The organism is Actinomadura chokoriensis, assembly GCF_041463665.1.
GTDB classification, from domain to species: Bacteria; Actinomycetota; Actinomycetes; order Streptosporangiales; family Streptosporangiaceae; genus Spirillospora; species Spirillospora chokoriensis_A.
Map to the genome: position 1 here is coordinate 1 of NZ_JAXCEJ010000031.1, position 18,622 is coordinate 18,622.

Consider the following 18,622-nt stretch of genomic DNA (forward strand, 5'->3'; position numbering starts at 1 on the left):
GTGGCGGCGGGTCGTGAGCTGATCGCCGCCCCGCCCGGGCACGTGACCCAGGAACGCGGCCATGGCCGGATCAACCGCTGGAGCACCTGGGTTACCGGCACCGACGCCGGCATCGGGCTGCCGTACGCGGCCCGCTTGGCGGTGATCCGCCGGGATGTCGCCGACCTGGCCGGGCAGCCGCTCAGCAAGCAGGTCGTGATCGTGGCCACCAGCCGGGCCACGCTGTCAGCGGCCGAGATATGCGGCCACGCCCGCCGGCACTGGGGGATCGAGAACCTCGAGCACCGGGCCCGCGACACCGTCTGGCGTGAAGACGACCAGCAGGCATACCTCGGCAACGGGCCCCGGGCGATGGCCGCACTGCGCAACCTTGCCCTCGGCCTGTTCAGCATCCACGGCATCACCCAGATCAAACAGACCGTGCAGGCCATCGGCCGCCGCCCCATGCGAGCCGCCCCACTGATCACATAACGTCACGACCGGCGATCAACAACCGACTTTGAAATCGCCCTGGAAGTCAAGGGTGGCCGGAGGCCATCGCGAAGCGACGCGAAGCGCCCTGTGCGACACGAGGTCGCACAGCACAAGTGAACAAGTCGATTGGAGGTCGGCGAATGCCGATGACGTAGTTTCGGGCCAGTGCTGAGGGCTCGTCCCTGTCCTGGCGGGCGTCGCGGGCGACTGCGGGGTCTGAAGCCCGGGGTGAAGCCCAAGGGCTCCCGATTCATCCGGGGGCCACAGGCGAGGGGAAGGCCGGACGGGTGAAGTGATGAACCCTCTGTGATGCCTCGTTATCGCGACCCCCGTAGATGGGATGTTTCAACGGGGTACAGGGCTGGCCGCTGGAGGAGGCGGCAGGTGCCGACCGGTGAAGGGCGTCCGGTCGGGAGAGCACCATCGTCCCCGGGTTAAAGAGGGCACCCAACCCGGCCACATCTTGTGCGTGCGGAACGTGGAAACCCCGTCGGGGTCCGGGCCTCTGGGTCCGGTAAGCCGACCGTGAGGAGAGCTGAACTCCTCGGCGGGAACAGGATGTCCAAGAAGCGAACGCCGGCGGCCGAAAGGCAGCGGGAAACCGATCGCTGCGGTCCCGAGCCTCCGACTCGGGGTGATCGAATAACCGGCCGGATACCGGCCATGGTGCCGGGCCCGAAAGGGAGCTGACGTGGACAGGTGGGCCTTTGAAGACGGCTGGATCGGCCAACGGAACCGAAGGGCAAGTTGGACACATGGGAAGCTCCGAGGTCGCTTTGGAAGCGACGGTCGAAGCCCTCACAGTGAACGGACCTGAGGGCGCGGATCTTGCGTGGGACGCGATCAACTGGCGGACTCACGAGACCCGCGTACGGCGGCTGCGGCAGAGGATCTTCAAGGCGGCGCTGGAGGAGGACTGGAGGCAAGCCCGGTCCTTGCAGAAACTGATGCTGCGGTCCTGGTCGAACACGCTGGTGAGCGTTCGGCAGGTCACGCAGCGCAACGCTGGCCGCAGGACCGCCGGGGTGGACGGCGTCGTCTCCTTGACGCCCGAGGCCAGGATGCGGACGGCGGTGCAGGTGCACCAGTCGATCACGTCCTGGAAGCCCCTGCCGGTCAAGCGGGTGCACATCCCCAAGGCCAACGGGAAGCTGCGTCCGCTCGGTATTCCGGTGATCGTGGACCGGTGCCATCAGGCGCGGGTCCGCAACGCGCTGGAGCCCGAGTGGGAAGCCCTGTTCGAGCCGAAGTCATATGGCTTCCGGCCGGGTCGCAGTTGTCATGACGCGATCGAGGCCTGTTCAGCACGTTGAACCGGAAGGCTCAACGCGTGTGGATCTTGGACGCGGATCTGACGGCGGCGTTCGACAGGATCGACCACGACCACCTTCTAGCCATGCTCGGGGCGTTCCCCGCCAGGGAAATGATCCGGGGCTGGCTGAAGGCCGGGGTTTTCGAGAACGGCAAGGCCTTCGCGCCCACCGAGGAGGGCACCCCGCAAGGCGGGGTGATCAGCCCTTTGTTGTTGAACGTCGCGCTCCATGGTCTGGAGGCGGCCGCAGGCGTGAAACACCGCAACGACGACCCGTCGGTCGGCATCACGCGATCGACGGGCCCCGTTTTGGTCAGGTATGCCGACGACTTCGCGGTGTGCTGCCACACCAGGCGGCAGGCCGAGGAGGTCAAGGACAGGTTGGCCCAGTGGCTCGCGCCCAGGGGTCTTGCGATCAATGAGGACAAGACGCGGATCGTCCACCTCACTGAGGGGTTCGATTTCCTGGGATTCAACGTGCGCCGCTACCAAGGGCCCAAGCTGCTGATCAAGCCGAGTGACACGGCCGTCAAGCGGCTCCGGAAGAGGCTCGCGACAGAGGTCCGCGCGCTGCGCGGATCGAACGCGGGGGCGGTCATCGCCAAGCTCAACCCGATCATCCGGGGGTGGGCGACCTACTACCGGGGAGCGGTGTCATACAAGATCTTCGAGGCGTTGGACTCCTACACGTGGCGGCTCACTTACAAGTGGGCGCACTTTCGCCACCCGAACAAGTCGAAGCACTGGGTTATCGACCAGTACTACGGCCGGTTCAACTGGAACTCCGGCGACAGCTGGGTGTTCGGCGACCGCACGACCGTCAACGCCGACGGCGGCGTCGCACACCTGGTGAAGTTCCGATGGCACAACATCGTCCGGCACACCACGGTTCGAGGCACGGCATCTCCAGATGACCCGGACCTCGCCGCCTACTGGGCCCAGCGACGGAGACGGGTCAAGCCCCCGCTGGACGGCCACATGCTGGATCTGATCAGTGATCAGAACGGCGTGTGCCCGCTATGCAGGGACTCGCTGATCTCCGCCGATCAGCCGCCGGGATCGCCTCAGCAGTGGGCGAGCCGGTGGTTGTTTGTCACCCGCAAGGCCATACGGCACGAGTACCTTGTGACCGCTGGCAAAGCGGGACGCAGTGGGCCCGCGGGGGATGCGCTCCGCTTGGTGCACTCGTCCTGCCACCGGGCGTTTCCCGAACGCCTGGGCAGGAAACCAGCACCCTTCCGCCCGCCCTTTTAGGGGCTTGCTTGAGCCGGATGCAGTTAACGCCGCACGTCCGGTTCTGAGGGGGCCCCGGCGCAGCAATGCGCCGGGGCTACCCGACTGACTTCGGAGGGGCGGCCCCGTACGCAGCGCCGCCCCCACCACCGAACAAAGAACCAGAAAGTGCGCACTCCAAGAATCCCGTACCAGATCGTCACCGCTCCGCCCAGGCGCGGGCAGGTCAGGCAGAAAACCCGCGATCGCGGATGCGGACGGCAGATGTTCGGGTCACCGCTGAGTGAGCCGGACGACCGGGTACTGCCGGTCGGACTTGCTCTGGTACTTCGCGATACGCGGCTGCGCTTCGGCGATGCGCTGCCACGCCCGTTCACGCTCCCCGCCCTCAAGCTGCTGCGGTGTCACCGGCCTGGGCTCCTCGCCGGGCAGCTCTATGGACGCCCGGTCGGGGTGCGCCATCAGGTTGTCGAACCAGTCCGGATTCCGGCTCCCACCGCCCGACGCGACGATCAGCCGGGAGTCGCCCTCGTCGGGGAACCACGCCACGGGCGTCTCGCGCGGCTGCCCGCTGCGGCTGCCCACCGTGTTCAGGATCAGCACGTCCATGCCCATGAACGAGCCGCGCCCGCGCCGGACCTTGCGGTTCATGCGTGCGTTCATTCGGTGCTGCGTCCAGCGTGAGAACGCCCCCGGCGTGCCGGGCCTGCGCCCGCCTGCCTGCTGCTTTCCGGCCATCGGGCTTACCCCCGAACCTCGTTGATCCGGATCATGTTCCCCGCGGGATCCCGGAAGGCGCAGTCGCGGATACCGTACGGCTGCTCGGTGGGCTCCTGCGCGACCTCGGCATCGCCGGCCTGCAGCCGCTCGAAGACGCCGTCGAGGTCGGGGGTGGCGAGGACGATGATGCCGTAGGTGCCCTTGGCCATCATCTCGGCGATGATGCGGCGCTCCTCGTCGGTGATGCCGGGGTCGGCGGCCGGCGGGGTCAGGACGATGGACGTCTCGGGCTGGCCGGCGGGGCCGACGGTGATCCAGCGCATCTTGCCCTTGCCGACGTCGTTGCGAACCTCGAAGCCGAGGGTGTCGCGGTAGAAGGCAAGCGATGCCTCCGGGTCCTCATGCGGGAGAAAGACAGTGTGAATGGTGATGTCCATGCCCCTCACGCTAGGCGCGGCCCGCCGACCGCCGCTTCTTGATTCCTGATCGGTTCAGTCACCTCTTTCCCACGCCCCGCCCGCGAACTCTCACTCTCAGCCGAGCAGGTCCTCAGGGCTGGCCGAGGCAGGGAATCCGGTGCTGGCCCCCCACATCTCCGCGAACCGGCCATCGTCGATGCGGAAGATCTCGAACAGCATGGGCTGCGCGCCGCCGTCCGGGGCCGCGATGCCCTGGACGGACGAGCGGACGGCGGCCTTGTCGCCGTCGACCAGGATGTCCTCGGCGACGACGCGCACATCGGGGAACCGGGTGACGAGCATGCGCCAGGCGTCCTTGCCCGCCTCGAACCCGGCGGTGCCGAGCGGGTGGCTGAAGAAGCCAGGGGTGTGCAGGTCGGCGGCCTGGTCGAACCGGCGGGTGTTGAAGCACTCCTGCATCCGCCGCACCAATGCGCTCGCGTCCTCACGTGTGGTCATCGGCATGATCTCCTCGCGCTTGAGTGGCTGAGCGGCGCAAGCATGTAAGCGGTGCGTCGCCCCGGTTACGGCCAGACTATACGGTGCGCCGCCCCGGTTATACTGAATTCGCAATGTCCAGCCAGCCGCACGAGCCCACCCGGGCAACACCGACGACGGCTCCCGGCAGTGATCGGGAACTCCGCGCTGACGCGCGCCGCAACCGCGAGCGGGTCCTGCGGACCGCGCGGCAACTGTTCGCGACGGACGGCCTCGGCGTCTCGCTCGACGAGATCGCCCGCCGCGCGGGCGTCGGCCCCGGCACCGTCCACCGGCACTTCCCCACCAAGGAAGCGCTCTATCTCGCCGTCGCGACCGACATGCTGCGGCAGTTGGCGGCGGAGGCGGAAGAGCTCGCCGCCACCGCCGATCCCGCGGCCCTGTTCACGCTGCTGTCGCGAATGGTGGCGACGGGCGCCGAGAACGTCGCGGTGAAGAGCGCGCTCGCGGCCGCCGAGTTCGACTTGCGCACCGCCGCCCCGGACGTCGCGGCAGACCTCACGCAGCACGTCGCCGTTCTGCTGGATCGCGCGCACGCAGCCGGTGTCGCGCGCCAGGACGCCTCCGTCGACGAGGTGATGGCGCTCGTCGCCGGAGCCTTCACCGCGATCCGCCACGCCGCCGCGGAGACCAGCCCTGAACGCTCAGCGCACATCGCCCAGATCATCCTCGACGGGCTGCGCCCCCGGCCGCGGTGAACGTCCCCGCGCCTCTCAGCCGAGCCCAAGCCCGACGAGCGCCTTGACGCCGTTCCGCCCCAGGTCGATGCACCTCTCTACTTGTAAGACCGGTCAACTCAACCGGCGCGCACTCCAACTCCAGCTCACACGACTTGTCCAATCCCGCGCGAGAAGGCAGCCGGTGCCCACAAGCGCCGCCTCCACACAGTCAGGTCCCGGACGTTGTGCTGCGAGTCCCTCTTGTGCCACCAGTGACAGAGGAGGGAAAAGGTCACGCGAGGTCGAATGCACCGCGCTTGACCGCGTCCAGGAATGTGCTCCACTCCACCGACGTGAAGTCCAGCACCGGTCCCGCCCGATCCTTCGAGTCTCGAGCGAGGACGCAATTGGGGGCTACGAGGGCGGCCACCTCGACGCAGTCGGTCCCGTGGTCGGCACTGCGGCTGCTCTTACGCCACTGCACATCCTCGAATTCTTGGATCTTCATAGCCCGAACACTATCTCCTCGATGAGGTTCCTGGATTCGGGTTCCGTGAGAGCAGTGGCTGCAAGAACTCCGTATGTACGCTCGTAGTGGTCAACGCTCGCCGATTCGTCGATGAACCAACTACGAACGAGGCTGTGAACAGCGACGACGCTCGTCGAACCATCAGCCCCGATATCAAGGATCGAGAAGGATCCGTCCAGCCCCGGATGGGCACCGACCGCAAGCGGCAGTACGTGCAGGCTGAGATGAGGAGCGGTTGTCACGTGCAATATCTTCTTGAGCTGCTTCTTCATCACCTCCCGGCCGCCGACCGGCACACGCAAGGCCATCTCACCGAGGATCCACGTCACTTGCGGGGGCGCGTCCGCGAGGATGCGCTGCCGTGCCATGCGAAAACTGGTCGCTCCATCTTTTCGCGGGTCAGGCCTGACCGAGTCATATGCCGAGAAGATTGCCTTGGTGTACTCCTCGGTCTGGAGAAGCCCTGGTATCACCTGCGTCTCGAATGATCGGATGCGGGAGGCGTCGCCCTCCAGGGAGGCGTAATCCACGATGAAGGGGTCCGTCCGTTCCCGGTAGCCGAGCCACCAGCCGTCCTTGCGGCCCTGGGTGGCGAGGTCGAGAAGGCGGGAGCGTTCGCGCTCGTCGGTGATGCCGTAGTGGTCGAGGATCTGCCGGAGATCGCGGGGGCGGACGGCGCGATGGCCGTTCTCGTAGGCGCTGAGGGTGGCCGGCGAGCGTTCGACCAGGCGGGCCGCCGCGTCCTGCGTCAGGTTGCGTTCTTCGCGGTACCGGCGGAGCGCCTGGCCGATCTTGCGGCGCCGGTACGACAACCGGTCATCTGACGTCATGCACCCAGCTTGTCACCGTGCGTAATGGAGCGGGTCGGATTCGCCGAAGTTCCATACATCCGGACTTCGATACTTCAGTTCTGCAATGGGCCCGCGACGGATTCCTCTCAGCTCACGGGAAAGTGTTGATGCGGTGACGGAGGGCGATCAGCCTGGCGAGTGACATTCGGAGGAGGAATCACGATGATCACCCGCGAGGCCAGAGAGCTGCGGCTTCTCGCCGTATTGACGCTTCCCGGCGTGGAGCGTTCCGTCCGGCATGCCCGGCTGTTTCTCCGGGACACGCTCGTCCCCGACCACGTGGCGCCGGGCGGCGAGCTGCTGGACGACATGGCGCTCGTCGTGGACGAGTTCGCAGGCAACTGCATCAAGCACACGGCTTCGGGCCGGGGCGGGAAGTTCCACGTCGCGCTGTGGGCGGGAGACGGCGTCCTGCGTGCGGAGGTGAGCGACGAGGGGGCGAGCGGGGCGCGGCCGGTGCTGCGGGACGCGGCGGACGGCGAGAGCGGGCGCGGCCTGCTCATCGTCGCCGCGCTCGCGTCCCGCTGGGGGCACCGTGCGGACGGGCCCCGTACCACAGTGTGGGCCGAGTTCGCCGCCGGAACCTTCGGCTGACCGGGTCGGCGCACCGTCCACGCGTCCACAGACCGCAGCGCTTCAACAACCCCTGCAGCAGGGCTTTCAACCACTTGGTTGACATGTAGGCGACACGCGTTCTACGGTTGTTTTAACCGTTGAGTTGAAAGGGACCGCGGATGACCACGGACGCGCTGTCGCGGGTTTTCGCCGCGCTTGCGGATCCGACCCGACGCGACATGGTGGCCCGGCTTTCGGAGGGCGACGCGACCGTGGGCCGCCTGGCCGAGCCGTACGAGATGTCGCTGCAGGCCGTCTACAAGCACCTGCGGGTGCTGGAGGACGCCGGGCTCGTCAGCCGCCCGCGAGGGCCGCAGCCCAGGCCGGTGCGGCTGGAGGCCGGGGCCTTCGACCTGATGGACACCTGGATCGAGCGCCACCGGGTCCGCGTCGAGCAGCGCTACCGCCGCCTCGACGCCGTCCTGGCGGAGATGAAGGGAGACGAGCATGAACAGGATCACGGAGACGGTCATCGAGGCCGACCCGAAACTGCCGGTCATCCGGATGACTCGTGAGTTCGAGGCGACGCCCGAGCAGTTGCTCCGCGCCCACACCGACCCGGCGCTGTTCGCCCGGTGGGTGGGGCCCGACGCCCTGACCACCCGCATCGAGGAGTGGGACGCGCGGACCGGCGGCAGCTGGCGGTACACCTCGGTGCACGATGGCACGGAGTACCGGTTCCACGGCTGCTTCCACGAGGTGCGGGCGGACCGCATCGTGCAGACCTTCACGTACGAGGGCGACCCGGACGGCGTCGCGCTGGAGACGCTGTGGTTCGAGGACCTGGGCGACGGCCGCACGCGGCTGCGGGCGCAGTCGCTGGTCGACAGTTTCGAGGGCCGCGACGCCTGGCTGCGCAGCGGTATGGAGGTCGGGGTCGACGAGGGTTACGCCAAGCTGGACAGGATGCTCGCCGATGGTTCTGTCTGACCGTCCGGCCGAGCGGCACCGGCAGGTGGCCGGGGTGTTCACGGACCGGGTCCGCGGCGCCGCGTCATGGGACGCGCCGTCCCCGGTCGCCGGCTGGGCCGCCCGCGACGTCGTGCGTCACCTGACCGATTGGTTCCCCGGGTTCCTGGCCGCGGGCGCCGGCGTCGAGCTGCCCCATGGGCCGTCGGTGGACGAGGACCCGGTCGCCGCGTGGCAGGTGCACTGCGACGGTGTCCAGGCGGTGCTGGACGATCCCGAGACGGCGCACCGGAAACTCAGCAACCCGCACATCGGCAGCCTCCCCCTGGACGCCGCTATCGACCAGTTCTACACCGCCGACGTGTTCATGCACACGTGGGATCTCTCCAGGGCCACCGGTCAGGACGACCGGCTGGACCCCGAGTTCTGCGCTCGGCTCCTCGGCGGGATGGAGCAGATGGAGGAGGTGCTCCGCTCCTCCGGCCAGTACGGCGCCCGCGTCGACGTGCCCGGCGACGCGGACGTCCAGACCAGGCTGCTGGGTTTCATCGGCCGGGACCCCTTCTGGTCCAGGCCGTGAGCCGGACCAGTCCCGGCCGTAGCCGAGCCGGCGGGGCCCGGCCGTGAGCCGGACCAGTCCGAGCCGTGAGCCGAGCCAGTCCGAGCCATAGCCAAATTCCCGGGCCCCGGCCGGGGGCGAGCCGGACGCGCGATTCGCGTTCAGCCGTCGATGGGGGTCAGGAAGATCCAGACATGGCCGGACGGGTCGCGGAGCATGGACTGGCGGGCGCCGTAGGGCATGTCCGCCGGAGGCGAGATCAGCTCGGCTCCGGCGGCCACGGCGCGGTCGGTCAGCGCGTCCACGTCCGGGACGTAGACGTGCAGGATCACCGAAGGTCCGGCCTCGGCCGGGGGCGCGAACGGGGCCTCGGCGTCACCGAGCATGAGCGTGGACCCCTGGACGCTGATCTCGGCATGGACGATGCGCCCGTCGTCACCGTCGAGCCGGAACAGCTCGGAGGCTCCGAACGCCTCGGCGTAGAACTTGATCGCCTCGGCGGCGCCGTCGACCAGGATGTGCGGGATGACCGCGTACTTGTAGTGCTCCGGAATCTCCATGCGTCCACGCTAGGGAGCCGTCGTCGTCCGGGGATCGGGCCGGAGTCCGTTCTTCGCTGCGACGAAAGGCCTAGGTCCGCGTCGCGAGGACGGTGCACAGCGCGTCCAGCGCGGGGCGGTACGCGGCGCCGTGCGGAGTGCTGTAGCCGATGAGGAGGCCCTGCGGGTGGTCGGCCTGGTCCTGCCAGTGCTCGCGGAGGGGCATGAGGGCGAGCCCGGCCGACGCGGCCCGCCGGGTGATCTCGTCCTCGTCCGGCCCGCCGGAGGGGAGCAGGACGAGGGCGTGCAGGCCGGCCGCGATGCCCTGCACGCGGACGTGCGGGGCACGAGCGCGGAGCGCGTCGACCAGCAGGTCCCGGCGGCGCCGGTAGCGGAGGCGGGACGCGCGGATGTGCCGGTCGTAGCCGTGGGTGTCGATCAGGTCGGCGAGGACGAGTTGCGCGAGCGACTGCGTGTGGGCGTCGGCGAGCCGCTTGGCCTCGGTGACGGGCTCGACGAGGTGCGCGGGCAGCGCCAGCCAGCCGAGGCGCAGCGCCGGGGCGAGGGTCTTGGACGCGGTGCCCCCGTAGACGACGTGGCCCGGGGCCATCCCCTGCAGGGCGCCGACGGGCTGGCGGTCGTAGCGGAACTCGCCGTCGTAGTCGTCCTCGATGATCGTCCCGCCGGTGCCGCGGGCCCAGGCGGCGAACGCGCGGCGGCGGTCCGGGTGGAGGGTCGCGCCGACCGGGTACTGGTGCGCCGGGGTCAGCACCGCCGTGCCCGCACGGTCGAGGCCGTCGGGGCGGGCGCCCCGGTCGTCCACGGGCAGCGGGACGATGCCGGGCCCGGCGCTCCGGACGATGGAGCGGTGGAAGAAATGTCCCGGTTCCTCCATCGCGAAGGGCCCCGCGCCGGCGAGCACGGAGGCGAGCAGTCCGAGGGACTGCGCGTAACCGGATGTGATCACGATCCGCGCGGGGTCGGTGTGAACGCCGCGTGCCCGTCCGAGATGGCCGGCCAGCGCCTCGCGCAGTTCGATGCGGCCGCGCGGGTCGCCGAGCGCGTGCACCTCGAACGGCGCCACCGACAGGGCGCGGCGGGTCGAGCGCAGCCACGCCGCCGACGGGAACGTGCTCAGGTCGGGCCGTCCCGGCCGCAGGTCGTGCAGGGGCGCCGCGGGCACGTCCGGGAGGCCAGGTCCGGCTGCGGGGATGGACGCGGCGGGCGGCGCGTCCCTGGCGGAGGCGACCCTGGTCCCGGAGCCGGGGGCGGTGACGATGTGGCCCTCGGCGATCAGCTGGTCGTAGGCGGCGGTCACCGTGCCGCGCGAGAAGCCCAGCTCGGCGGACAGCGCGCGGGTCGACGGGAGCGGTGTGCCGGGGGCGAGGCGTCCGGTCGCGATGGCGGCGCGGAGAGCGTGCTCCAGACCCGCCCGGCGGCCGCCGGACGTGTCGACGTCCAGATGAAGGTCAACGTAACCGGACCAATCTTTCGGCATGAAACTGGATCTTAATCCTGGTCCGGTCTCAGTCTAGATTCGCCGGCATGATTGTTTTCGCCCAGCTCAGCGACACCCACCTCGACCTGAGCGGCCGCAGGGCCGAACGCGTGGCGCGGGTCATGGATCACCTGAACGGCCTCCGGCTGGACGCCGTCCTCGTCACCGGGGACATCACCGACCACGGCGAGCCCGCCGAGTACGAGCAGGCTCGCAAGCTGCTGCTGGCCTCGCCGCACCCGGTGCTGATCTGCCCCGGCAACCACGACGTGCGCGGCGCGTTCCGGGAAGTCCTCCTGGACGAGCCGCCGCACGGCGGCCCGGTCAACCGGCTCCACAGGATCGCCGGCGCCGCGTTCGCGATGTGCGACTCGACCGTCCCCGGCAAGAACCACGGGTTCCTTGACGACGAGACGATCGCCTGGCTCGACCGGCAGCTCGGCCGGGCCCCCGGCGAACCGGCGTTCGTGTGCTTCCACCATCCGCCCGCGCCGCTGGGCATCCCCCGCGTGGACGAGATCCGGCAGTTCGGCGAGGAGCGCCTGGCCGCCGTCATCGAGAGGCATCCGCAGGTCGTCGCCGTCCTGTGCGGGCACTACCACACGGCTGCGGCCACGACCTTCGCGGGACGGCCCCTGCTCGTCGCGCCCGGCGTCGTCTCCACGCTCAGGCTGCCCGTCGAGAGGGGCGACACAGAGAAGGGCGACACAGAGAGCGGCGACATCGCCGACTACGACGCTCCCCCGGGCATGGCGTTCCACATCCTGGACGACGAGGGCCGCCTGACCACGCACTACCGCACCGTCTAGTGCGGTGTCCACCAAGGTTCACCGGGTGCGTTGACTTGCGGCATGTCGTTGTTATGGGCGCGTCGGAAGCAACGACATGCCGCAAGTCAACGAGGTGGCGACCCGGTCGACGTTCGTGGACACCGGCTAGCGGTGCGTCGTCCAGGTGCGGGTGATCTCCTCGGCGGCGTCGTGGACGAGCCCCCGGTACCGCTCGACCGCCTCGGGGGTGAAGCGGTGCCGGGGCCCGCAGACGCTGATCGAGCCGTGCACCTCCGCGTCCGGGCCGAACAGCGGCGCGGCGACCGAGCCCGCGTCGGCCTGCCGTTCGCCGAAGGAGACGGCGACGCCCTCCTCGGCCGTCTCGGCGAGCCGGGCGCGGAGCACCGCCTCGTCGGTGACGGTCCGGTCGGTCAGGGCGACGCGCGGGCGGGCGAGGACGGCCTCGCGGCGCGCCTCGGGCAGGAACGCGAGGATCACCCGGCCCGAGGAGCCGGCGTGCAGCGGGAACCGCCGCCCGACCTCGACCGTCATCTTGACCTCGCGGGGGCTTTCGAACTGGTCGAGGTAGACCCGCTCGTCCCCGGCCAGGCCGGACAGCGTCGTCGTCTCGCCGGTCTCGTCCCGCAGCCGGCGCAGCACCGGCGCGGCCGCGTTGCGGACGTTGAAGCCGCGCAGCGCGCTCACGCCGAGCGCGACGGCGGCGGGGCCGAGCCGGTAGCCGGCCGTCCCCGCCTCCAGCATCTCCCGCGACACCAGCGACTGCAAGATGCGGTACACGACGGCCTTGGAGATGCCGAGTTCCCGGCTGATGGCGGTGACGCCGAGGTGCTCGGGCCCGCCGGCGAACAGCAGCAGCACGTCGGCGACGCGCCCGGCGACCTCGGTGCCCCCCGAGGGCGGGGCGGCGGCCTGGTTGGTCACTGGACGATCCTAGGGTTCACCGGCCGCGACGCAGGTAGCGCCCTACCGGGTCGCCGGCGATCGCGCCGTCCTTGTACACGTGGTTGCCGCGGACGAAGGTGTCGGTGACGCGGGCGGTCATCGCGAACCCTTCGAACGGCGTGTACTCCTGCGTGGACTCGGAGTCGGCGGCGCGCACCGTCCAGGAGACGTCGGGGTCGACCAGGGCGATGTCGGCGTCGTAGCCCTCGGCGATGGCGCCCTTCTTGAGCAGCCCGTAGCGGCGGGCCGGGTTCCAGGACGTCAGCTGCGCGACGCGCTGGAGCGGCAGGCCGCGCTTGAGCCCCTCGCCGACGAGCCCGGGCAGCAGGTACTCGGCGCCGCCGAAGCCGGACTTGGCGAGGAAGATGTCGTCGCGGTCGGCGCCGAACTTCATCTCGTCGCGGCAGCAGGCGTGGTCGCTGACGACCCAGTCGACCTCGCCGGCGAGGACGTGCCGCCACAGCGCCTCGACGTCCGAGCGGTCGCGCAGCGGCGGGTTGACCTTGCCGCCGAGGCCGTGCGCGGTGTCGACGTCGGCCAGGAGGTGCCCGATGGTGACCTCGCGGCGGAAGTCGATGTGCGGGAACGCGCCCGCCATGGTGAGCGCCGCCGACAGCGCCTTCTCCGACGACAGGTGCAGGAGGTTGATGTTCGGCAGGCCCGTCTCGTGCGCGAGGTAGGAGGCGATGGTGACGGCGAGACCCTCCGAGTGCGGCGGGCGGGACGCGCTGTAGGCGCGCAGGCCGCTGAGCGACCCGTCCTGTTCGACCATCTTGGTGTAGGCGGTCATGATCTCGGCGGTCTCGCAGTGCAGCGAGAGGGAGATGTGCGGCGCGTACTCGGCGAGCTGCTCGCGGGCCTTCTGGATGCCGCGCATGACGAACTCGAAGTGGGCGACGTCGTAGCGCTCCTCCGGCGGCGTCATGAGGAAGTCGCTCTGGCTGGAGGAGCGTCCGTGCAGCCCGTGGCTCCCGTAGAACATGAAGATCTTGAACGAGGTGACGCCGTGCTCCTCGACGAGGTGGGGGATCTCGTCGATGTGCTGGGCCATCATCGGCGCGAGGTGGAACGCGTAGTCGATGTAGGCGTTGCCCTGCGCGGCGCTCAGCACCTCGGGGAAGAACTCCCGGTACGGCCCGCCCTTGTTCAGGTAGTACTGGCCGGTGCGCATGTAGGTCAGGGACGTGGTGACGCCGCCCTGCGCGCTGGCGCGGCTCTCGGTGCGGGTGTCGGTCGCCAGCTCGTTGTAGATGCCCCAGTGCTGGTGGGCGTCGACCACGCCGGGGAAGGCGAGCCGCCCGCGCCCGTCGATCACGGTGGCGGCGTCGTCGTCGGGCAGGCCGGGCGCGACGCGGACGATGCTGCCGTCGTTGGCGGCGATGTCCGCGAGCACGGGCTCGGTGCCCTCGGGGGCGTCGGGACGGACCACCCGCACGTTCTTCAGCAGCAGTTCGGTAGTCGCCATGGAACATCTCCTCAGGTGTCGCGGGTGATCGTACGGCGGATCTCGTGGCGGGCGGCGGCGGGCGTCAAGCCGGCATCCGCCTCTCCAAGCCTGCGCTCGCTGATCGTTCCGCTTAGAGGAACAGCACGTCACTGATGCGTCATCGTGGCACCCGTCAGCGGCGCGGGTCAACATCTAGACAAAACTTGACGAAACTCGTCAATCAGTGCCAACTTGGGAACTCCGGGACGCCCGCGCGAACCGGCCGAGCTGTCCACCTCGTTTCTCTTAGCGGAACGATCGTCCGTGAAGGCGGTACCGTCCATGACCGACGCACTGTCCGGGGTCCGGGTCCTCGACACGGCCACGCTGTTCGCCGGCCCGCTCGCCGCGACGCTGCTCGCCGACTTCGGGGCGGAGGTCATCAAGATCGAGCACCCGAAGGGCGACCCGGTGCGCAGCCACGGCGCGCAGCGCGACGGCGTCGGCCTCTGGTGGAAGATGCTCGGCCGGAACAAGAAGGCCATGACGCTCTACCTCGGCTCGCCCGAGGGGCAGGACCTGTTCCGCCGCCTCGTCGCCGACGCCGACGTGGTGATCGAGAACTTCCGGCCCGGGACGCTGGAGCGCTGGGGCCTCGGCTACGACGAGCTCAAGAAGATCAACCCGCGGCTCGTCCTCGCGCGGGTCACCGGGTTCGGGCAGATCGGCCCGTACGCCAAGCGGCCCGGGTTCGGGACGCTCGCCGAGGCGATGAGCGGGTTCGCCGCGATCACCGGCGAGCCGGACGGCCCGCCGACCCTGCCGCCGTTCGGCCTCGCCGACGGGATCGCCGCGCTGACCACCGCTTTCGCGGTGATGACGGCGCTGCGCGCGCGGGAGGCGACCGGCGAGGGGCAGGTGGTCGACCTCGCCATCATCGAGCCGATCCTGACGCTGCTCGGCCCGCAGATCATCACCTACGACCAGCTCGGCGAGCTGCAGGCGCGCACCGGCAACCGCTCGCACAACAACGCGCCCCGCAACACCTACCGCACCCGCGACGGCGGCTGGGTCGCGATCTCCACCAGCGCCCAGTCGATCGCCGAGCGGGTGATGCGGCTGGTCGGCCGGCCCGAGCTGATCGACGAGCCCTGGTTCGCGACCGGCGCGGAACGCGCGAAGCACGCCGACGTGCTGGACGGGGCGGTCGGATCCTGGATCGCCGCGCGCGACCGCGAGGAGGTCGTCAAGGCGTTCGAGGAGGCGCAGGCGGCCGTCGCGCCGATCTACACCGCCGCCGACGTCATGACCGACCCGCAGTTCGAGGCCCTCGGCACCATCGCGACCGTCCCCGACGACGAACTCGGCCCGGTGAAGATGCAGAACGTCCTGTTCCGGCTGTCGGGGACGCCGGGGCGGATCGAGTCGGCCGGGCCGCCGCTCGGCGCGCACACCGCCGAGATCCTCGCCCGCTACGGGGTGGACGAGGCCGGGCTGGCCGACCTGCGCGCCAAGGGGGTGGTCAAGTGACGCCCCGGTCCTGGCTGTACGTGCCGGGCGACCGGCCGGACCGGATCGGCAAGGCGCTCGCCTCGGACGCCGACGCGGTCGTCCTCGACCTGGAGGACGCCGTCGCGCCGGCCGCCAAGCCGGACGCCCGCCGCAACGTCCTGGACGCGCTTGCCGCCGCGAAGGACGCGGGGAAGGACACCGGGAGGACCCCCGCCTACGTGCGGATCAACCCGCCCGCCACCGCGGAGGGCGCCGACGACATCGCGCTGCTCGCGACCGCGCCTGCCGCCCCCGCCGGGGTACGGGTACCCAAGTGCGAAGACCCGGGCGAGCTGCGCCGCGTCGCCGACACGCTCGGCGTGCCGGTGTTCCCGATCCTGGAGTCGGCGCTCGGCGTCGAGAACGCCCTGCTGCTCGCGACCGCGCACCCGCTGGTCGCCGGGATCTCGCTCGGCGAGGCGGACCTCGCCGCCGACCTGCGGGCGGGCGGCGAGGCGCTGGCGTGGCCGCGCTCCCGGGTCGTGGTCGCGGCGCGCGCCGCCGGGCTCCCCTCCCCGCCGCAGAGCGTGTGGACGGCCGTCCGCGACCTGGACGGGCTCCGCGCCGACACCGTCGCGGGACGGCGGGCCGGGTTCTTCGGCCGGTCGGTGATCCACCCCGCGCAGATCCCCGTCGTCCACGAGGCGTCCGTGCCCGACCCGGACGACGTCGCGTGGGCGCGCGACCTCATGAGCCGGCTCGCCGAACGCGGCGACGCCGCATGGATCGACTCGTCCGGCCGGTTCGTCGACAAGGCCGTCGTCGAGCGCGCCGCATGGCTGCTCGAAGCCGCCGAGTCCGCCGCCCGCCCCGTCAAGGAAGGCCACAAATGACCACGCAGGATCCGCTGCTCGCGGCCGTCGCCGGCGGCGTCCGGCTGATCGAGCTGGGCCAGCCGTTCTTCACCGGCATGCCCTGCTCCCCCAACCACCCCGGGTTCCGGATGACGCTGATCCGGCGGCACGGCGACATGGAGCGCCCGGACGGCGGGTCCGCCGCGAACGAGATCATCGTGACCGGCGGGCACGTCGGCACGCACATCGACGCGCTGTCCCACGTCAGCCAGGACGGGGAACTGCACGGCGGCGTCTCGGCCGCCGAGGCCCAGCACGGCGGCGTCTTCACCCAGCACGGGGCGGAGAACCTTCCGGGCCTGCTCTGCCGGGGCGTCCTGCTGGACGTGGCGGCCGTGCACGAGGTGGACATCTTGCCGCCCGGTTACGGCATCACCGTCGAGGACCTGGAACTCGCCGCCAAGCGCGCGGGCACGGAACCCGGCGAAGGCGACGTGGCGCTGATCCGCACCGGCTGGTCCCGCAACTTCGGCGACACGACCGCCTACCTCGGCAAGGAGACCGGCGTCCCAGGCGCGACCCCGGACGCCGGGCGCTGGCTGGCCGAGCGGGGCATCGTCGCGACGGGCGCCGACACGACCGCCTACGAGCAGATCCCGCAGGGGGCCGGGCACGCCGTCCTGCCCGTGCACCGCATCCTGCTGGTCGACTCGGGCATCTTCATCCTGGAGCACCTGAACCTGGAGGCGCTCGCCGAGGCCGGGCTGCACGAGTTCGTGTTCGTGCTGGCCCCGCTGCGGATCAAGGGCGGCACCGGCTCCCCCGTCCGCCCGCTCGCGGCGGTGACGGCATGACGCCCGTCCAGCGGCTCGCCGACCTCGCCGCCTCCACCGCCTCCCGCGGGCTGCCGCCGGAACTGCGCGCCGACGCCGCCCGCCGCGTCCTGGACGTCCTCGGCAACAGCCTGGCCGCGACCGGGGAGGCGCCCGCCCGCGCCGTCGGGGCGCTCGTCGCCGAATGGGGCGGCGAGGGCCGCGCCACCGCGATCGGCGCCGGGACGCGCCTGCCCGAGCCGAGCGCCGCCCTCCTGAACGGGACGCTCGCCCATTCGCTCGACTTCGACGACACGCACCTGCCGTCCGTCCTGCACCCGTCGGCCTCGGTGGTGCCCGCCGCACTGGCCGTGGCCGAGGCCCGCGGCGCGACCGGGGCCCGGCTGCTGGACGCGGTGGGCGTCGGCGTCGAGATCACCGTGCGGCTCGGCATGGCCGGGTACGACCGCGAACTCGGCAACTCGGTGTTCTTCGAGCGCGGGCAGCACGCCACGGCGATCTGCGGGACGGTCGGCGCCGCCGCGTCCGCCGCCATGCTGTCCGGCCTGGACGCCGACGGCATCGCCGACGCCATGGGCATCGCCGCCAGCATGGGCTCGGGCATCCTGGAGGCCAACCGCACGGGCGGCACGGTCAAGCGGATCCACTGCGGCTGGGCCGCGCACGCCGCCGTCACCGCCGCCGGGCTCGCCCGGACCGGGATCACCGGCCCGCCGACCGTCCTCGAGGGACGCTTCGGGTTCCTCCAGGCGTTCTGCGGCGACCAGGTCGAGCTGGACGCCCTCACCTCCGGCCTCGGCGAGCACTGGGAACTCCCCGGCATCTTCTTCAAGCCGTACCCGTGCAACCACTTCACGCACGCCGGGATCGACGCCGCGCTGCGCCTGCGCGCCCGCGGGCTGGACCCGGCCGGCATCGAGTCGATCGAACTGGGCGCGCCGACTCCCGTCCTGCGGACGATCGGCGAGCCGCACGAGGACAAGATCCGCCCCAAGTCCGGGTACCACGCCGCGTTCTCCGGCCCCTACACGGTCGCGGCGGCCATGCTCGGCGGGGGCGGCCTCGGCGTCTTCCACGAGGACTTCACCGACGAGGCCGCCGCCGACCCCGACCGGCTGGCGCTGGCCGCGAAGGTCCACTGCGTCCCCGACGCCCGCTGCGACGAGATCTTCCCGCACCAGTTCCCGGCCGTCCTGCGCGTCCGCACCCGCGACGGCGCCGTCCTGGAGGAACGGGTGGACGCCAACCGGGGCGGCCCCGGCAACCCGCTGTCGGCCGACGAGCTGGCGACGAAGTTCCGCCTGAACGCCGCCCGCCGCGCCGCCGAGTCCCAGGCCGAGCGGATCACCGGCCTCGTCTACGGCCTGGCCGACCTGGAGGACCTGAGTACGCTGACGTCCCTGCTCGGCTAGGGGGAACCGGAAGATCATC

22 protein-coding genes are annotated in these 18,622 nt (G+C 70.8%); 13 read left to right on the forward strand and 9 right to left on the reverse strand.

Annotation, left to right across the window (positions count from 1 at the left end):
- The 3 genes from SM418_RS33225 to SM418_RS33235 form a co-directional block, all read left to right on the forward strand.
- Positions 1-471 (forward strand): ISAs1 family transposase (locus SM418_RS33225; RefSeq protein ID WP_459077259.1); only part of this gene is annotated, 471 nt, incomplete at its 5' end.
- 710 nt (positions 472-1,181) lie between these two features.
- Positions 1,182-1,787, forward strand: coding sequence for a reverse transcriptase N-terminal domain-containing protein (locus tag SM418_RS33230; RefSeq protein WP_371945522.1), 606 nt, complete (start codon positions 1,182-1,184; stop codon positions 1,785-1,787).
- Positions 1,788-1,804: 17 nt separating this feature from the next.
- Positions 1,805-3,040, forward strand: coding sequence for a reverse transcriptase domain-containing protein (locus tag SM418_RS33235; RefSeq protein WP_371945521.1), 1,236 nt, complete (start codon positions 1,805-1,807; stop codon positions 3,038-3,040).
- A gap of 252 nt (positions 3,041-3,292) precedes the next feature.
- On the opposite strand, the gene SM418_RS33240 is transcribed toward SM418_RS33235, so the two are convergent.
- The 3 genes from SM418_RS33240 to SM418_RS33250 form a co-directional block, all read right to left on the reverse strand.
- Positions 3,293-3,757, reverse strand: coding sequence for a nitroreductase family deazaflavin-dependent oxidoreductase (locus SM418_RS33240; protein WP_371966132.1), 465 nt, complete (start codon positions 3,755-3,757; stop codon positions 3,293-3,295).
- 5 nt (positions 3,758-3,762) lie between these two features.
- Positions 3,763-4,176: a VOC family protein gene (locus SM418_RS33245; RefSeq protein WP_371945519.1), complete on the reverse strand. Its 414-nt coding sequence runs from the start codon at positions 4,174-4,176 to the stop codon at positions 3,763-3,765.
- 96 nt (positions 4,177-4,272) lie between these two features.
- Entirely contained in the window at positions 4,273-4,656 is a 384-nt protein-coding gene (locus tag SM418_RS33250) for an ester cyclase (RefSeq protein WP_371945518.1), read from the reverse strand.
- Between the two features lie 113 nt (positions 4,657-4,769).
- Between SM418_RS33250 and SM418_RS33255 the strand changes: the two genes are divergently transcribed.
- Positions 4,770-5,393, forward strand: a complete 624-nt coding sequence (locus SM418_RS33255) for a TetR/AcrR family transcriptional regulator (protein ID WP_371945517.1) — start codon at positions 4,770-4,772, stop codon at positions 5,391-5,393.
- Between the two features lie 253 nt (positions 5,394-5,646).
- Here SM418_RS33255 and SM418_RS33260 read toward each other — a convergent pair whose 3' ends face one another.
- Together SM418_RS33260 and SM418_RS33265 are read right to left on the reverse strand one after the other, a co-directional pair.
- The gene (locus SM418_RS33260; protein ID WP_371945516.1) at positions 5,647-5,862 is read right to left on the reverse strand and encodes a DUF397 domain-containing protein; all 216 of its coding nucleotides are present in this window, start codon (positions 5,860-5,862) and stop codon (positions 5,647-5,649) included.
- Positions 5,859-6,713 (reverse strand): helix-turn-helix domain-containing protein, encoded by an 855-nt coding sequence (locus tag SM418_RS33265; protein ID WP_371945515.1) that lies wholly within the window; start codon positions 6,711-6,713, stop codon positions 5,859-5,861. Before SM418_RS33265 ends, SM418_RS33260 begins: the two co-directional genes overlap by 4 nt.
- A gap of 183 nt (positions 6,714-6,896) precedes the next feature.
- Between SM418_RS33265 and SM418_RS33270 the strand changes: the two genes are divergently transcribed.
- The 4 genes from SM418_RS33270 (at position 6,897) to SM418_RS33285 (ending at position 8,838) form a co-directional block, all read left to right on the forward strand.
- Positions 6,897-7,328 (forward strand): ATP-binding protein, encoded by a 432-nt coding sequence (locus tag SM418_RS33270; RefSeq protein WP_371945514.1) that lies wholly within the window; start codon positions 6,897-6,899, stop codon positions 7,326-7,328.
- A gap of 140 nt (positions 7,329-7,468) precedes the next feature.
- Entirely contained in the window at positions 7,469-7,864 is a 396-nt protein-coding gene (locus SM418_RS33275; RefSeq protein ID WP_371945513.1) for an ArsR/SmtB family transcription factor, read from the forward strand.
- The gene (locus tag SM418_RS33280; RefSeq protein WP_371945512.1) at positions 7,797-8,279 is read left to right on the forward strand and encodes an SRPBCC family protein; all 483 of its coding nucleotides are present in this window, start codon (positions 7,797-7,799) and stop codon (positions 8,277-8,279) included. The genes SM418_RS33275 and SM418_RS33280 overlap by 68 nt, the downstream gene beginning before the upstream one ends.
- On the forward strand, positions 8,266-8,838 hold the full coding sequence (locus SM418_RS33285; protein ID WP_371945511.1) for a TIGR03086 family metal-binding protein: 573 nt from the start codon (positions 8,266-8,268) through the stop codon (positions 8,836-8,838). Before SM418_RS33280 ends, SM418_RS33285 begins: the two co-directional genes overlap by 14 nt.
- Before the next feature lie 140 nt (positions 8,839-8,978).
- Here the strand turns inward: SM418_RS33285 and SM418_RS33290 are convergent, their stop codons facing one another.
- Positions 8,979-9,377, reverse strand: coding sequence for a VOC family protein (locus SM418_RS33290; protein ID WP_371945510.1), 399 nt, complete (start codon positions 9,375-9,377; stop codon positions 8,979-8,981).
- 70 nt (positions 9,378-9,447) lie between these two features.
- Positions 9,448-10,854 carry a MocR-like pyridoxine biosynthesis transcription factor PdxR gene (gene pdxR, locus SM418_RS33295; RefSeq protein WP_371945509.1) on the reverse strand — a complete coding sequence of 469 codons (1,407 nt, stop codon included), beginning with the start codon at positions 10,852-10,854 and terminating at the stop codon, positions 9,448-9,450.
- Between the two features lie 47 nt (positions 10,855-10,901).
- Here pdxR and SM418_RS33300 point away from each other — a divergent pair, with 47 nt between their 5' ends.
- Positions 10,902-11,663: a phosphodiesterase gene (locus SM418_RS33300; protein WP_371945508.1), complete on the forward strand. Its 762-nt coding sequence runs from the start codon at positions 10,902-10,904 to the stop codon at positions 11,661-11,663.
- 126 nt (positions 11,664-11,789) lie between these two features.
- On the opposite strand, the gene SM418_RS33305 is transcribed toward SM418_RS33300, so the two are convergent.
- Complete coding sequence (locus SM418_RS33305) at positions 11,790-12,566, reverse strand: IclR family transcriptional regulator (RefSeq protein ID WP_371945507.1); 777 nt, start codon at positions 12,564-12,566, stop codon at positions 11,790-11,792.
- A gap of 16 nt (positions 12,567-12,582) precedes the next feature.
- Positions 12,583-14,052 (reverse strand): dihydroorotase, encoded by a 1,470-nt coding sequence (locus SM418_RS33310; protein ID WP_371945506.1) that lies wholly within the window; start codon positions 14,050-14,052, stop codon positions 12,583-12,585.
- 303 nt (positions 14,053-14,355) lie between these two features.
- Here SM418_RS33310 and SM418_RS33315 point away from each other — a divergent pair, with 303 nt between their 5' ends.
- From SM418_RS33315 to SM418_RS33330, 4 genes are read left to right on the forward strand one after another with little or no spacing between them, the layout of a single operon-like run.
- On the forward strand, positions 14,356-15,543 hold the full coding sequence (locus tag SM418_RS33315) for a CaiB/BaiF CoA transferase family protein (protein WP_371945505.1): 1,188 nt from the start codon (positions 14,356-14,358) through the stop codon (positions 15,541-15,543).
- Entirely contained in the window at positions 15,540-16,397 is an 858-nt protein-coding gene (locus tag SM418_RS33320; protein WP_371945504.1) for an HpcH/HpaI aldolase/citrate lyase family protein, read from the forward strand. The genes SM418_RS33315 and SM418_RS33320 overlap by 4 nt, the downstream gene beginning before the upstream one ends.
- Positions 16,394-17,212: a cyclase family protein gene (locus SM418_RS33325; RefSeq protein WP_371945503.1), complete on the forward strand. Its 819-nt coding sequence runs from the start codon at positions 16,394-16,396 to the stop codon at positions 17,210-17,212. Before SM418_RS33320 ends, SM418_RS33325 begins: the two co-directional genes overlap by 4 nt.
- On the forward strand, positions 17,209-18,603 hold the full coding sequence (locus SM418_RS33330) for an MmgE/PrpD family protein (RefSeq protein ID WP_371945502.1): 1,395 nt from the start codon (positions 17,209-17,211) through the stop codon (positions 18,601-18,603). The genes SM418_RS33325 and SM418_RS33330 overlap by 4 nt, the downstream gene beginning before the upstream one ends.
- Positions 18,604-18,622 lie beyond the last annotated feature (19 nt).

What these genes read in the sequence shown, in the direction of transcription:
- SM418_RS33285 (WP_371945511.1), top strand. Translation starts at nt 8,266, where the DNA reads ATGGTTCTGTCTGACCGTCCGGCCGAGCGGCACCGGCAGGTGGCCGGG.
- pdxR (WP_371945509.1), bottom strand. Translation starts at nt 10,854, where the DNA reads ATGCCGAAAGATTGGTCCGGTTACGTTGACCTTCATCTGGACGTCGAC.
- SM418_RS33265 (WP_371945515.1), bottom strand. Translation starts at nt 6,713, where the DNA reads ATGACGTCAGATGACCGGTTGTCGTACCGGCGCCGCAAGATCGGCCAG.
- SM418_RS33255 (WP_371945517.1), top strand. Translation starts at nt 4,770, where the DNA reads ATGTCCAGCCAGCCGCACGAGCCCACCCGGGCAACACCGACGACGGCT.
- SM418_RS33325 (WP_371945503.1), top strand. Translation starts at nt 16,394, where the DNA reads ATGACCACGCAGGATCCGCTGCTCGCGGCCGTCGCCGGCGGCGTCCGG.
- SM418_RS33290 (WP_371945510.1), bottom strand. Translation starts at nt 9,377, where the DNA reads ATGGAGATTCCGGAGCACTACAAGTACGCGGTCATCCCGCACATCCTG.
- SM418_RS33280 (WP_371945512.1), top strand. Translation starts at nt 7,797, where the DNA reads ATGAACAGGATCACGGAGACGGTCATCGAGGCCGACCCGAAACTGCCG.
- SM418_RS33240 (WP_371966132.1), bottom strand. Translation starts at nt 3,757, where the DNA reads ATGGCCGGAAAGCAGCAGGCAGGCGGGCGCAGGCCCGGCACGCCGGGG.
- SM418_RS33315 (WP_371945505.1), top strand. Translation starts at nt 14,356, where the DNA reads ATGACCGACGCACTGTCCGGGGTCCGGGTCCTCGACACGGCCACGCTG.
- SM418_RS33300 (WP_371945508.1), top strand. Translation starts at nt 10,902, where the DNA reads ATGATTGTTTTCGCCCAGCTCAGCGACACCCACCTCGACCTGAGCGGC.
- SM418_RS33250 (WP_371945518.1), bottom strand. Translation starts at nt 4,656, where the DNA reads ATGACCACACGTGAGGACGCGAGCGCATTGGTGCGGCGGATGCAGGAG.
- SM418_RS33270 (WP_371945514.1), top strand. Translation starts at nt 6,897, where the DNA reads ATGATCACCCGCGAGGCCAGAGAGCTGCGGCTTCTCGCCGTATTGACG.
- SM418_RS33310 (WP_371945506.1), bottom strand. Translation starts at nt 14,052, where the DNA reads ATGGCGACTACCGAACTGCTGCTGAAGAACGTGCGGGTGGTCCGTCCC.
- SM418_RS33245 (WP_371945519.1), bottom strand. Translation starts at nt 4,176, where the DNA reads ATGGACATCACCATTCACACTGTCTTTCTCCCGCATGAGGACCCGGAG.
- SM418_RS33260 (WP_371945516.1), bottom strand. Translation starts at nt 5,862, where the DNA reads ATGAAGATCCAAGAATTCGAGGATGTGCAGTGGCGTAAGAGCAGCCGC.
- SM418_RS33275 (WP_371945513.1), top strand. Translation starts at nt 7,469, where the DNA reads ATGACCACGGACGCGCTGTCGCGGGTTTTCGCCGCGCTTGCGGATCCG.
- SM418_RS33330 (WP_371945502.1), top strand. Translation starts at nt 17,209, where the DNA reads ATGACGCCCGTCCAGCGGCTCGCCGACCTCGCCGCCTCCACCGCCTCC.